The sequence below is a fragment of the Winogradskyella psychrotolerans genome, assembly GCF_018860545.1.
GTDB lineage: Bacteria > Bacteroidota > Bacteroidia > Flavobacteriales > Flavobacteriaceae > Winogradskyella > Winogradskyella psychrotolerans_A.
In genome coordinates this window covers 71,601-84,345 of the sequence record NZ_JAHKPN010000002.1, presented here as the reverse complement: position 1 = coordinate 84,345, position 12,745 = coordinate 71,601, and the positions used below count along the sequence as shown (strand labels likewise).

At 32.4% G+C, this 12,745-nt stretch carries 14 protein-coding genes; 11 read left to right on the top strand and 3 right to left on the bottom strand.

Annotated features, from left to right (window positions below; genetic code table 11):
* Positions 1 to 52 precede the first annotated feature (52 nt).
* Complete coding sequence (locus KO515_RS00380) at positions 53 to 1,141, top strand: LacI family DNA-binding transcriptional regulator (RefSeq protein WP_215934399.1); 1,089 nt, start codon at positions 53 to 55, stop codon at positions 1,139 to 1,141.
* Positions 1,142 to 1,213: 72 nt separating this feature from the next.
* Positions 1,214 to 2,071: an EcsC family protein gene (locus KO515_RS00375; RefSeq protein ID WP_215934398.1), complete on the top strand. Its 858-nt coding sequence runs from the start codon at positions 1,214 to 1,216 to the stop codon at positions 2,069 to 2,071.
* Positions 2,072 to 2,174: 103 nt separating this feature from the next.
* On the opposite strand, the gene KO515_RS00370 is transcribed toward KO515_RS00375, so the two are convergent.
* Positions 2,175 to 2,639: a hypothetical protein gene (locus KO515_RS00370; RefSeq protein WP_215934397.1), complete on the bottom strand. Its 465-nt coding sequence runs from the start codon at positions 2,637 to 2,639 to the stop codon at positions 2,175 to 2,177.
* 42 nt (positions 2,640 to 2,681) lie between these two features.
* On the bottom strand, positions 2,682 to 3,764 hold the full coding sequence (locus tag KO515_RS00365) for a hypothetical protein (protein ID WP_215934396.1): 1,083 nt from the start codon (positions 3,762 to 3,764) through the stop codon (positions 2,682 to 2,684).
* Positions 3,765 to 4,126: 362 nt separating this feature from the next.
* Between KO515_RS00365 and KO515_RS00360 the strand changes: the two genes are divergently transcribed.
* From KO515_RS00360 to KO515_RS00345, 4 genes are all read left to right on the top strand, one after another.
* The gene (locus tag KO515_RS00360) at positions 4,127 to 4,645 is read left to right on the top strand and encodes an RNA polymerase sigma factor (RefSeq protein ID WP_215934395.1); all 519 of its coding nucleotides are present in this window, start codon (positions 4,127 to 4,129) and stop codon (positions 4,643 to 4,645) included.
* A 55-nt stretch (positions 4,646 to 4,700) separates the two neighbouring features.
* Positions 4,701 to 5,606, top strand: a complete 906-nt coding sequence (locus tag KO515_RS00355) for a FecR family protein (RefSeq protein WP_215934394.1) — start codon at positions 4,701 to 4,703, stop codon at positions 5,604 to 5,606.
* Positions 5,593 to 8,091, top strand: coding sequence for a TonB-dependent receptor (locus tag KO515_RS00350; RefSeq protein WP_215934393.1), 2,499 nt, complete (start codon positions 5,593 to 5,595; stop codon positions 8,089 to 8,091). The genes KO515_RS00355 and KO515_RS00350 overlap by 14 nt, the downstream gene beginning before the upstream one ends.
* 246 nt (positions 8,092 to 8,337) lie before the next feature.
* On the top strand, positions 8,338 to 8,532 hold the full coding sequence (locus tag KO515_RS00345; protein ID WP_215934392.1) for a hypothetical protein: 195 nt from the start codon (positions 8,338 to 8,340) through the stop codon (positions 8,530 to 8,532).
* On the opposite strand, the gene KO515_RS00340 is transcribed toward KO515_RS00345, so the two are convergent.
* Positions 8,529 to 9,119 (bottom strand): riboflavin synthase, encoded by a 591-nt coding sequence (locus tag KO515_RS00340; protein ID WP_215934391.1) that lies wholly within the window; start codon positions 9,117 to 9,119, stop codon positions 8,529 to 8,531. The two genes, KO515_RS00345 and KO515_RS00340, sit on opposite strands and share 4 nt — an antisense overlap.
* Before the next feature lie 51 nt (positions 9,120 to 9,170).
* Between KO515_RS00340 and pdxA the strand changes: the two genes are divergently transcribed.
* From pdxA to accB, 5 genes are all read left to right on the top strand, one after another.
* A complete protein-coding gene (pdxA, locus tag KO515_RS00335; protein ID WP_215934390.1) occupies positions 9,171 to 10,211 on the top strand; it encodes a 4-hydroxythreonine-4-phosphate dehydrogenase PdxA in 1,041 nt (346 codons plus the stop codon).
* Between the two features lie 79 nt (positions 10,212 to 10,290).
* Positions 10,291 to 10,830 carry a YceD family protein gene (locus KO515_RS00330; protein WP_215934389.1) on the top strand — a complete coding sequence of 180 codons (540 nt, stop codon included), beginning with the start codon at positions 10,291 to 10,293 and terminating at the stop codon, positions 10,828 to 10,830.
* Positions 10,831 to 10,838: 8 nt separating this feature from the next.
* On the top strand, positions 10,839 to 11,042 hold the full coding sequence (gene rpmF, locus KO515_RS00325) for a 50S ribosomal protein L32 (protein ID WP_215934388.1): 204 nt from the start codon (positions 10,839 to 10,841) through the stop codon (positions 11,040 to 11,042).
* Between the two features lie 178 nt (positions 11,043 to 11,220).
* Complete coding sequence (locus tag KO515_RS00320; protein ID WP_215934387.1) at positions 11,221 to 12,216, top strand: beta-ketoacyl-ACP synthase III; 996 nt, start codon at positions 11,221 to 11,223, stop codon at positions 12,214 to 12,216.
* A gap of 32 nt (positions 12,217 to 12,248) precedes the next feature.
* Positions 12,249 to 12,731: an acetyl-CoA carboxylase biotin carboxyl carrier protein gene (accB, locus tag KO515_RS00315; RefSeq protein ID WP_215934386.1), complete on the top strand. Its 483-nt coding sequence runs from the start codon at positions 12,249 to 12,251 to the stop codon at positions 12,729 to 12,731.
* Positions 12,732 to 12,745 lie beyond the last annotated feature (14 nt).

The following is a 12,745-nucleotide window of genomic DNA, read 5'->3' as shown; positions in this document are numbered from 1 at the left end:
AACATGTTTAATAGATAAGTTTGCATCTTATAGATTGAGATATTATAAAAACATGATAACAATTAAGGATATAGCGAAAGAAGCCAATGTTTCAGAAGGCACTGTAGATCGCGTAATACATAACAGAAGTGGAGTTTCTAAAAAGACAGAAGCCAAGGTTAAGAAGGTTCTTGAACGTCATAATTTTAAAGTAAATCCTGTGGCAAGTGCGCTTGCTATGAAAAAGAAACATCAAATTTCAGTGTTAATTCCTGAACATAATGATTCTGATTTATTTTGGAAATCGCCCTATTTAGGCGTGTTAAAAGCAGCTGAGGATGTTAAGAATTTTGGCGTTCAGGTGAATAGTTTCACATTTAATCAATCTGACGCGAAATCTTATTTAAGCGCATTTAAAGATCTATTAGACACAGAGCCTACAGCTGTGATTATGGTGCCTAATTTTTCTGATGAAACTAAGCAAATTATCAATCAATTAGAAGTGCTTAATATTCCATATCTTTTTCTAAATATTGATATTGAGGGCTTTAGTAATATGGCATATGTAGGTCAAGATTCTTATACAGCGGGCTATATTGCCGGGAAATTAATGCATTTTAATAATGTGCAACCGTGTGAATTTTTGATTATTCAATCGAGTCAAAATAGTACTAAAAACAATGCGATATCTAATAGAGTTAAAGGCTTTCAGGATTATTTTTTGAAAAATGAGATTAATTCAACACCGCAGACATTAAAAATTGAGGATATCCATAATGTGCTTGAGGCAAAGGAAATCATTAATTCATATTTACAAACACGTCCTGAAGTTAAAGGTGTTTTTGTGCCTTCGAGTAGAATTTATAAAGTAGTCGATTGTATTGAAAACAATCGGTTAAAGCATTTAGAACTTATAGGGTTTGATAATACACCCCAAAATACAGCATGTTTACTGAATGATTCAGTTTCATTTTTAATCTCTCAAAAACCGTTTGATCAAGGTTATAAATCGGTAAGGTTGTTAACTGATTTTCTAATTCAAAATAAAGTTCCAGAACATAAAATTTACCTTCCAATAGATATTCTCATAAAGGAAAATGTGGAATACAATGGACGCGATGAGTTTGTGTCTGAATATAATAATACTGTTAAGGAGGGTTAATTTTTGATTGAGATGGTGTTGATTTTGTAACAATTAAGAAGATTAACCGACAAATCCTATAAATAGAAGCCCTTGAATCTAACAGCAAATCCCATATCACCAGAAGACAAAGAAGCCTTAGTGCACGCAAAATCTAGCATGCAAAATTTAGGTTGGGCCATTCGTAATGTCAATAAAATTGGTAATACGGTTGAAACAGGAATTAGCTACGTGCCAGAAAAAGTATTAGTTAAAGTCCAAAAGATTACAGAATCTGTATTATTAAAAATTATTAAAGCTAATTTATTAACCATTCAAAAGAATAAAACTTTTAAAAAGCCTTCAAAAAACACTTATAAAAGTATTGTCACTGGTACAGGAGCTTTAAGTGGTTTTTTTGGATCGTCTACGGGTTTTGGAACTGCTATTTTTGCATCTGAAGTTACGATTACCACTAAGTTTTTAATGCGTACCATTATGGATATTGCACGAAGCGAAGGTGAAGACATCTATGCTTTAGAAGGGCAGATGGCATGTCTGCAAGTTTTTGCGCTTGGAGGAGATTCATTAGATGATGATGGCATGGAAGCTAGTTATTACACCACACGTTTGGCATTAAATTCTGCTTTAAATAATGTCTCAACAGCAGGCATAAAAATGAGTTTAGAGAGTTTAGTAAAAGGAGCAAGTGCACTGGGATCTAATGCGGTTGGAAACTTTTTATCTAAAATTGCGACGAGATTAAGCCTTTTAATTAGTGAGAAATTTTTAGCACAAGCTGTTCCTGTGGTTGGCGCTATTGGAGGTGGTGGATTAAATTATGTTTTTGTAGATCACTTTCAGAAGATGGCTACAGCTCATTTTACCATAAAACGTTTAGAGCGAAAATATGGTGAGGCAGAGGTTAAAATGGCTTATGAGACTATAAGCACGAGTACTAAAGAACACTAGTAGTTTTGTATTAAACTTTTCATGCTTATTATAAAAAAACCAACCACAAATGTCTTCATGGTTGGTTCTGCTATCAATCAAAGTTTAAAATTAAACCTTGCAATTAATTACAATTGTTGCTTTTAAATTCTAAATCGTTATTTGTACTGATTTCAAAACTTACTTCTGTATTATTTATGTTTTCAATTTCATCTAATCTCCACGTATTATTGATATCATCAAAATCTGGAATATTAAAGGTGACGTTGATGTTGTTTCCTGTTCCAGTAGCGGTCCATGTACCATTTGCTGTATTTTCATCCCAAGATACGGTTATCGTATTGTCAGTAAAAAAATTAAAGAAGTAACCTACATAATTGCTTTCTAAATCTATATTGCTAAGTTCTAAATCTTCAATATACCAATCAGAACATGTAATTAAAACAGCTTCTAATTGTTCTGTTGTGCAATTATTACAATCGTCGTTGTGGTTGTCATCGTCGCTTGAGCAAGATAGTAAGCTAAAAACAAGTATAGCACTTAATAAAGTTTTAGGTGTAAATAGGGTTTTCATAGATTGTAATTTCATAATGTATAATTTTAAGATTTGTGTATTATTTAATTTTAAGGATTAGTTGCAATTATTGTTTTTAAATTCTAACTCGTCATCATCACCAATTTCAAAACTTACTTCAGTTTCATTGTCATCATCGTCGTTATCGATTTCATCTAAATACCATGTATCATTAATATCATCAAATCCTGAGATATTAAAGGTTACAGTGATGTTGTTTCCTGTTCCGCTAGTTGTCCAAGTGCCGTTTGCAGTGTTACCACTCCAAGTTACGGTTACTGTATTATCAGTGAAGAAATCAAATAAGTAGCCATTATAGTTGTCTTCTAAGTCATTATCATTGCGTTCTAATTCGTCTATGTACCAACCAGAACAAGCGGTTAAAATAGACTCTAATTGACTTGGTGTACAGTTAGTACAATCATCATCGTCATGGTCGTAATCGTCATCTTCATCACAATCATCTCCATAAGTATCAATAGCATTATCAAGATCATCAAAGTTGTTAATTGCGATTTCGGTACCATCTGCAATGACAATACTTATTGGGAATTCGAATCCAATTAAATCATCCTCGTCAATATCATCTATAAATTCATACAAATCGTAATCGTTAGTAAATGTTAATGTTGCCACAACTTCGTTACTGGTATTAAATAGTGAAGCTGTAATAGGATAAACAAAATCTAAGCATTCAATATCATCGTCAATTTCATTTTCATCGTTACAGTCGTCAGCATAATCTTCTAACTGATCTAAATTGTTGATTTGAATTTCAGTATAATCGGCAAGAATGATTGTAATTGGAAAAGCAATCTCAACATCATCGTCATCGTCATCAAATTCATCAAGAATATCTTCAAGATCGTCATAATCATTAACATTAGTAATGGTTAATTCTACTCCATTAATGGTTACTGAAAGTGGAAGTTGAATGGTAAAACAATTAGCATTGTAAACGATATTATCGATAGAACCGTCATTCATGGTGACCAGCTGAATCTGGCTTGCTAATGCTGAATTAGGTTGTAAAGTAGATTCTGTAGGTGGATCTATATTGACATCGTCTTCGGTTCTACAAGACGTCATTGTTAGAAATAAACCTATTAAGGCAAAAAGTAAAGGTTTGATAGTTTTCATTGTTAATTTGTTTTTATAATTATGGTTAAGCTTTTATTTATTAAGGCTCTTAAATTATCGCCTTTATACTTAGAACAACTTAGTAATTAAATGTCCCGAGAAATTTTTAATTTTTTATTTATTTAATTGTATTTCGAGTTGTTTTAGATTTTGAATCGTAGTTTTTAGTTTCAATTGATTGATTCATATTTTGCGAGGTTTTAAATTGGGCTTATAGTTTTAAAACAACTGTATATTAAAATCTCCCAAATTTTTTAAACCAAAATCTAAAATCTAAATTTGATATTTTAATAACACTAACTTTTTTATGATCTTTTAAAAAAGTATACTTTTGGATATTCAAATTTCAAAATCATTTTTAATTGCCTAAGTCGCTCCACAAAGATATCTGTGATAAATTGCGCTTTTCTAAACTCTACGAAAAGTATGCGCAGCGTATGAGTAACATTTTATATTATAAGTATGGGGATTTGTTAAATCCTTCAGATAAAGTGCAAGATGCCTTTATTAAATTATGGGAAAATTGCGCAAAAGTAGCGCCTGAAGCTGCAAAATCTTATTTGTATACAGTTGCAAACAATATGATGCTAAATGAAGTGAAGCACCAAAATATTGTGTTTAAACATCAAAAAGTAAAGCCTAAGGAATATACTAATGAAACTCCAGAATTTATGTTGCGTAAAAAGGAATTTCTAAAACGCTATGAAGTGGCATTGTCAACTTTAAAAGAAGAAGAACGTGTTGCTTTTCTATTAAGTAAAGTCGATGGAAAAACCCATAAAGAAATAGGTGAATTATTAAATATTACTAAAAAAGTTGCTGAACATCGAATTTATGCCGCTTTAAATAAGTTGAAAGGTCAATTAGAAGAACTGAATTGAAAATAATTTTGGGATAATTGAAAGTTGAGTTGTTTTATAAGTATAACATCGAGTTATGGATAAAGAAAATTTACTAAAAAAATGGTTGGACAATGACTTGTCTGAAGCAGAAGCGGAAGCTTTTAAGGCTTTAGATGATGCCAAGTTGTATGAGGAAATAGTAGAAGAGGCTCAACGATTTAGTGGTCATCATCAGGCTAAAGTTCCTGATTTTGAAATTTTAGATCAACGATTACAAGACAAGAAAGCAGTACCTTTCAATTGGATGCGAGTGGCTTCAAGTTTTGCAGCGATTTTTATAATAGGTTTAACGCTCTTTTTGTTTTGGAATAAAGATGATACCAACACAATTTCAACCAATTTAGCACAGAAAGAAACGATTACACTTCCCGATAACTCTAGAGTAGAACTTAATGAATTATCCCAACTTGACTACAATTCTTCAAATTGGGAACACGAAAGAACACTAAATTTAAAAGGAGAAGCTTTTTTTGATGTTGAAAAAGGAATGCAATTTGACGTCAATACTGCATTTGGAAAAGTGACTGTTTTAGGAACCGAGTTTAATGTATTTACAAAAGACAGTATTTTTAAGGTTACTTGTTATGAGGGTTTAGTGCAGGTAAGTTATAACGATGAAATCATTAAATTACCTGCAGGTTCAGAGTTTGTTTTAGAGTCAGGTGTCGCTAAAAAATCAGACATTGTTGTAGCTGAACCTTATTGGTTAAAGAAGATGAGTGTGTTTAAAGATGCTCCAATAAAAGCGGTTTTTATAGAGCTTGAAAATCAATATAATATTAGCGTTACAGATTCTATAAATACTAATGAGTTGAGGTTTACTGGTGCGTTTGAACACAACAATCTTAATAGTGCTTTAAAATCTATTACACAGCCATTTGGTTTGACCTATACTATTGTAAATAACAAAAAGGTCACGATAAATAATGTTAAAAATTAATTGGATTACTTTTTTGGTAAGTTTTCTGTGCTGCCTGTCTTTAAGCGCACAAACTAATGACGAAAAAGTTTCAATAAAACAGGTGCTTAATGAGATTTCTAAAGCGCATAGTACGACCTTTAATTATAAAAGTGACCTTCTCAAAGATATTTATGTATTTCCTATTACAGATGGTGCAAGTCTTAATGCTAAAATCAAAAACTTAGAACAACAAACTAATTTTGTTTTTACTAGAATTAGTGATGTGGTTATTACCATATCTAAAGCTCTAAAAGTTTGTGGATATTTACGAGATAGTTTAGGAAATCCACTTTATGGTGCAACCATAAATGCAAAAAGTAATTATACGGTTACCAATGATGATGGCTATTTTGAAATAGAAATATCTTCCTTAGAAGAATTGATTACAATTAGATTTATCGGTTTTAAAACCATAGAGCGTCAAGCCAAAAATCTTAACCTTAATAGTTGTGAAACTATAACTCTATTAGAAGAAGTAGAAATGTTCAGCTCCGTATTTCTCAACGGTTATATTATAAAAGGTATAGATAAACAGCAAGATGGAAGTATTTCAATTGACTATGGTAAATTTACGATGCTGCCAGGACTTATTGAATCAGATGTCTTGCATACGGTTCAGGCATTACCAAGTGTGCTAAGTGTGGATGAGACGGTTTCTAATATTAATATAAGAGGAGGTTCTAACGATCAAAACTTATTACTTTGGGATGGGATTAAAATGTATCAATCCAGTCATTTTTTTGGGCTAATTTCTAGTTTCAATCCGCAAATGACACAAACAGCAAGGGTGATTAATAACGGAACTGATGCTTCCTATACTGATGGTGTTTCCGGAACTATAGATATGCGTTCTAATAAAAATATTGACTCTAGTTTTGAAGGTTCCTTTGGTCTTAACCTTCTTAATGCCGATTTATTTTTTAATGTACCTATTGGTGAAAAATCCTCAGTACAAATTGCAGGACGGAAATCTATTGATGACTTAGTACGCACACCAACCTATGAAACCTATTTTAAACGTGTTACACAAGACACGGAAATAGAAGAAAATACAACTAGTGTTTCTAACTCAAATCAATCTTTTGATTTTTATGATACCTCGTTACGATGGCTTTATAACCCAACGAATAAGGATTTTATACGATTAAATTTTCTTCTCGTACACAATGATTTAACGTTTGATGAATCTGCACTTTTTAATGGTATACAAGAAACACGAGAAAGTAGTATTTCTCAAAAGAGTATTTCTGCAGGTTTAAATTATAAACGACAATGGAACGATAACTTAAGCACAGTTCTTAATGTTTATAATACAGATTATAAATTACAAGCCGTCAATGCTAATATTATGGCAGAACAGCGCTTTTTGCAAGAAAACATAGTGTCTGAAACGTCTGTAAAATTAGAAGGGTTTTATACCCAAAGCCAATGGCAACTTAATTTAGGCTATAATTTTATTGAATCTGAAATTACAAATCTCAACGACATTGATGTGCCACGATTTGTTAGGCGTGACTCTGAAGTTTTAAGAGAACAAGCTGTATTTACACAGGCTAAGTATGAAAATAAAAACAAAGATCTTATTGTGAAATTAGGGGCCAGAGTTAATTATCTCGAAAAGTTTGATGAATTGATTGTAGAACCTCGTTTAAATATTAGAAAAGCTCTAGGAAATCATTTTGAATTAGAAGCTTTAGCCGAATTTAAGCACCAAAACACCTCACAAATTATCAATTTTCAAAATGATTTCTTAGGGGTAGAAAAACGGCGATGGCAACTTACGGATAATGATAGTATACCTATTATTAAAAGTAGGCAAGCGTCAATAGGACTGCTTTATAAAAATAAAGGTTGGTTGTTAGATGTTAAAGGGTATTATCAAAATGTAGATGGTGTTACTACACAAAGTCAGGGGTTTACAACTAAATATGAATTTGAAAAAGAAAAAGGCGGCTATGATGTTATTGGTGCTGAAGTTTTAGTCCGAAAAAATTTCATAAATCTAAATACATGGTTAAGTTACGCTTATATGGATAACGATTACACTTTTGAAACTCTAGAAGACATAGAGTTTCCTAGTAATTTTGATATCACCCACGCTTTTACATTTGGTGCTACATATAGTAATGATACGTGGAATATATCTGCAGGGCTTAACTATAGAGTGGGCAAACCAACATCGATACCGCTATTAGGTAATGAAGTTGTAGATGATGCTGTAAATTTTGATAGCGCTAACAACGAAAGACTAAAAGAATACATTAGAATAGATGCTTCAGCACTTTATAAATTTAGAATAAATAAAGCGTTACGAACAGAAGTGGGTATTTCAGCATGGAATGTCGCTGATATCAAAAATCCAATAAATAATTATTATAGAATTGATGCTGAAAATGATCCGATAAAGTTTTCTAAATATTCTTTAGGGATTACTACTAATGCTGTTTTGCGAATTTATTTTTAGAAACCATTGGTAGTTAAACGCTTATTTTGTGATTTGAGCGTATTCAGTGTGTCGTTTATATAATTTAAATATTATATTTGCATTAAATCATTATGAAAAATGTAGGTAACTTCCCTAATATAGCCTTAATTTATGCATTTTGTCGATAAAATTTGCCGTTTAAAGATGTTTTTAATTAATTTAATTTTGTCAACTCGTTTTTTTTAATACTTTTACACCATAATTAATAGAATGCATCAGAAAAATATGCTTGTCTCAATCTTAGTTTTTTTTGTAGGTTTCGCTTCTATGGCTCAGGACACTACAGGATCTGTTCCGCCGCCGCCAGCACCTCCATCACCACCTGGTCTTCCTATTGATACTGGAATAGTTGTTTTATTTACACTTGCGTTATGCTATGGTGTTTATATATCTTATAAATTATCTGTTAAAAAGGCTTAATATCTTAAGTCATTAAGACGCTTCACATATTTTCCTATAACATCAAATTCTAAATTAATCGTATCGCCAACGTTTAATGTTTTAAATGTGGTATGATTAAATGTATAGGGTATAATCGCTACTGAGAAACGATTCAATTGAGAATTGACAACCGTTAAACTCACTCCGTTCACTGTAATTGACCCTTTTTCTATTGTTATATTGTTAAGATGCTTATCATATTCAAAAGTAAATACCCAACTACCATCTTCGTCTTTAATATCTACACATGTTGCTGTTTGATCTACATGACCTTGAACAATGTGGCCATCTAAGCGGTCACTGAGTTTCATAGCACGTTCAATATTTACCAAATCACCTTCTTTAAGTACACCCAAATTCGTTTTGTCAAGCGTTTCTTGGATAGCTGTAACCGTATAAGAATCTCCTTCAATACCAACAACCGTTAAGCAAACTCCGTTATGAGCAACACTCTGATCAATTTTTAATTCATTGGTTATAGCGGTATGTACTGTAATATGGAGGTTTCCACCTTCTCTATTTAAGTTTTTAATTGTTCCGAGATCTTCTATAATACCTGTAAACATAATTTGTACTTTATTTAGTTAAATTTGCAATTACAAAGTTAAAGACAAAAAATGAAAAAAGACGAAAAGATAATTGTTGGTATTTCTATTGGAGACCTTAATGGTATTGGTGCAGAAATAGTCATCAAGACGTATGAAGATCCAAGATCTTTAGAACTAAATACGCCTGTGATTTTTGCTTCAGCTAAAACCATGCAGTTTTTTAAGACTCAATTTAATAGTAAAATTAATTTTTTCAGTATCGATTCACCTGAAAAAGTGGTGCATGGTAAGGTTAATGTCGTTAATGTTTGGAACGAACCTGTGAAAATTGAATTTGGTAAAGAAAATAAAAAAATAGGTGAATACGCTATTCGGTCTCTTGAAGCTGCGACTAATGCTTTAAAGGAAGGAACTATTGATGTGTTAGTAACAGCACCTATAAATAAGCATAACATTCAGTCCGAAAAATTTAATTTTCCAGGTCACACGGATTATTTAGCTAAAGCCTTAAATGGAAAAAGCTTAATGTTTATGGTGTCTGACGACTTGCGCGTGGGACTTTTAACAGATCACGTGCCGCTTAAAGATGCTAGTAATGCGATTACAGTAGAGCTTATTAAAGAGAAAATAGCAACAGTGACCAAATCCTTAAAACAAGACTTTGGAATTAGAAAACCAAAAATTGCTGTTTTAGCTATTAATCCACATGCAGGTGATAACGGAGTGATCGGTAATGAGGATGACACGATTTTAAAACCCACCTTAGAAAAAATAAAATCTGATGGTACTTTAGTTTACGGACCATATTCCGCAGACAGTTTTTTTGGTTCTAAAACGTATAAAAATTTTGATGCCATAATTGCTTCTTATCACGATCAAGGTTTAATACCTTTTAAAACAATCGCTTTTGGTAATGGAGTTAATTATACCGCAGGCTTAGATAAAGTGAGAACTTCCCCAGATCATGGTACAGCCTATGAGATTGCAGGAAAAGGTATAGCTGATGAAAGTTCAATGAAGCAAGCTATTGTAACAGCAATCGAAATTTTTAGACACAGAAAGGAGTATAATTACTACAGCAAAAACCCTTTAAAAAAGGGATCTCGATAGTTATAAACAAAATTTGTTGATATCTAGGCGTTAAATAAGGAAAAAGTTATATATTTGCACGCTCAAATTGAATGTGATAATGAAGGCATTAAAATCTTATACTATCCCTTTTGTAGGTTTAAAGGTAGGAATGCATCATTTTGATTTTCAAATTGATAATACGTTCTTTCAGCATTTTGAATATGATGAATTTAATGCAGTTGATGTTAAAATTGACCTAGAATTCGAAAAAAAATCAACGCTTATGGAGTTGTGTTTTTCGGCCGAAGGTACCGTTAATGTGAATTGTGATATTACAAATGAGCCTTATAGTCAGGCAATTAACGACGATTTTAAATTGGTTGTTAAGTTTGGTAATGCGTATAATGATGATAATGAAGCTATTTTAATTTTACCGCATGGCGAATATGAAATTAATGTAGCGCAATACATATACGAACTGATAATTTTAGCAGTTCCTATTAAAAGAGTTCATCCAGGTATTGAAGATGGTACATTGCAATCAGACATACTTTCAAAATTAGAAGAATTGAGTCCAAATGTGGACGATAAAGAAAAATCATCAGAGGATATTGATCCTCGTTGGAATAATTTAAAAAAACTATTAACGGATAAATAACATTTAAAATGGCACATCCAAAGCGTAAAATATCGAAAACAAGAAGAGATAAAAGAAGAACACATTATAAAGCTTCTGTACCTCAAATATCAACTTGCCCAACAACTGGTGAGCCACACTTATACCATAGAGCTCATTGGTTCGAAGGTAAATTATATTACAGAGGTCAAGTGCTTATTGACAACTCTGTTGAAGAAGAAAATGTAGCATAAATACTATGCATGCATATAAGAAAACGCTCCTATGTGAGCGTTTTTTTTGTTATTATTTTTTGAATAGAGCAAAAACCACTTACTTTGCGTTACTATTTGCCAAAAAACGAGGAATATTGAATAAAACACTACGGTTTTTATCAATTTTTCATACTTTTAATTAATATAAAAGCTAATAATGAGTAAAATCACAGCGGCAATTACAGCTGTCGGAGGCTATGTTCCTGAATATGTTTTAACGAACAAGATTCTTGAAACCATGGTTGAAACAAACGATGAGTGGATTACGTCAAGAACAGGTATTAAAGAGCGTCGAATTCTTAAAGAGGACGGAAAAGGGACCTCGTTCTTAGCCATAAAAGCGGCTGAAGACCTCATTCAAAAAACAGGATTAGACCCTAAAGAAATAGATTTGGTTATTGTTTGTACGGCTTCACCAGATATGAAAGCTGCTTCAACAGCTGCCTATACAGCAACAGAAATTGGAGCTGTAAATGCATTTTCATACGATTTGGAGGCGGCATGTTCTAGTTTTCTTTTTGGGATGTCAACTGCAACAGCCTATATTGAAGCGGGTCGCTACAAAAAAATTCTTCTAATCGGAGCGGATAAAAACTCATCATTTATTAATTACAAAGACAGAGCAACCTGTATTATCTTTGGTGATGGTGCTGGTGCCGTACTTTTTGAACCTAATGAAGAAGGTTTAGGTCTACAAGATGAGTTACTGAGAAGTAATGGAGAAGGAAGAGACTTTTTACAAGCGACTTACGGAGGGTCTTCATACCCCATAAATGAAAATACGTTTAAAGAAGGCAAACACTATGTTTTTCAAGATGGAAAAACAGTCTTTAAAAATGCCGTATTTAATATGGCAGATGTTGCAGAGAAGATTATGAAAAGAAATAATCTTACCAACGATGAGATTTCGTGGTTAGCAGCACACCAAGCGAATAAACGTATTATCGATGCTACGGCTAATAGAATAGAATTGGAAGAAGATAAAGTAATGATGAATATTCAGAGGTATGGTAATACAACTTCTGCAACATTACCATTATTATTATTTGATTATGAATCACAACTTAAAAAAGGTGATAAAATTATATTTGCTGCCTTTGGTGGCGGATTTACTTGGGGCTCAATTTATCTTAAGTGGGCTTATAACTCCTAATTAAAAACTAACTAATCAAAATATCTTAAATTATGGATATAAAAGAAATTCAAAACTTAATTAAATTTGTTGCCAAATCTGGTGCGAGTGAAGTTAAGTTAGAAATGGATGATATTAAAATCACCATTAGAACGGGTTCAGAAAATGAGACTACAATTGTACAACAGGTGCCAATGCATGCTGCACCAGTAATGCAACAGCAAATACCAGCACAACAAGCTGCCGCTCCTGCGCAAGAAGCTGCAGCACCGACAGCTGCTTCAGAAGATTCAAAATATATAACTATAAAATCACCAATAATTGGTACATTTTATCGCAAACCATCTCCAGATAAACCTGTTTTTGTTGAGGTTGGTACTGATATTAAAGAAGGAGATGTACTTTGTGTTATTGAAGCAATGAAGTTATTCAACGAGATTGAATCAGAAATTTCTGGTAAAATTGTAAAAGTACTTGTTGACGATGCATCACCTGTAGAATTCGATCAGCCATTATTCTTGGTAGATCCATCATAACCCGATTTAAAATT

Bases quoted from the DNA above. Each gene is read 5' to 3' on its own strand.
- KO515_RS00380 (WP_215934399.1), top strand. From the start codon at position 53: ATGATAACAATTAAGGATATAGCGAAAGAAGCCAATGTTTCAGAAGGC.
- KO515_RS00370 (WP_215934397.1), bottom strand. From the start codon at position 2,639: ATGAAATTACAATCTATGAAAACCCTATTTACACCTAAAACTTTATTA.
- KO515_RS00365 (WP_215934396.1), bottom strand. From the start codon at position 3,764: ATGAAAACTATCAAACCTTTACTTTTTGCCTTAATAGGTTTATTTCTA.
- KO515_RS00355 (WP_215934394.1), top strand. From the start codon at position 4,701: ATGGATAAAGAAAATTTACTAAAAAAATGGTTGGACAATGACTTGTCT.
- KO515_RS00350 (WP_215934393.1), top strand. From the start codon at position 5,593: ATGTTAAAAATTAATTGGATTACTTTTTTGGTAAGTTTTCTGTGCTGC.
- KO515_RS00345 (WP_215934392.1), top strand. From the start codon at position 8,338: ATGCTTGTCTCAATCTTAGTTTTTTTTGTAGGTTTCGCTTCTATGGCT.
- KO515_RS00340 (WP_215934391.1), bottom strand. From the start codon at position 9,119: ATGTTTACAGGTATTATAGAAGATCTCGGAACAATTAAAAACTTAAAT.
- pdxA (WP_215934390.1), top strand. From the start codon at position 9,171: ATGAAAAAAGACGAAAAGATAATTGTTGGTATTTCTATTGGAGACCTT.
- KO515_RS00330 (WP_215934389.1), top strand. From the start codon at position 10,291: ATGAAGGCATTAAAATCTTATACTATCCCTTTTGTAGGTTTAAAGGTA.
- rpmF (WP_215934388.1), top strand. From the start codon at position 10,839: ATGGCACATCCAAAGCGTAAAATATCGAAAACAAGAAGAGATAAAAGA.
- KO515_RS00320 (WP_215934387.1), top strand. From the start codon at position 11,221: ATGAGTAAAATCACAGCGGCAATTACAGCTGTCGGAGGCTATGTTCCT.
- accB (WP_215934386.1), top strand. From the start codon at position 12,249: ATGGATATAAAAGAAATTCAAAACTTAATTAAATTTGTTGCCAAATCT.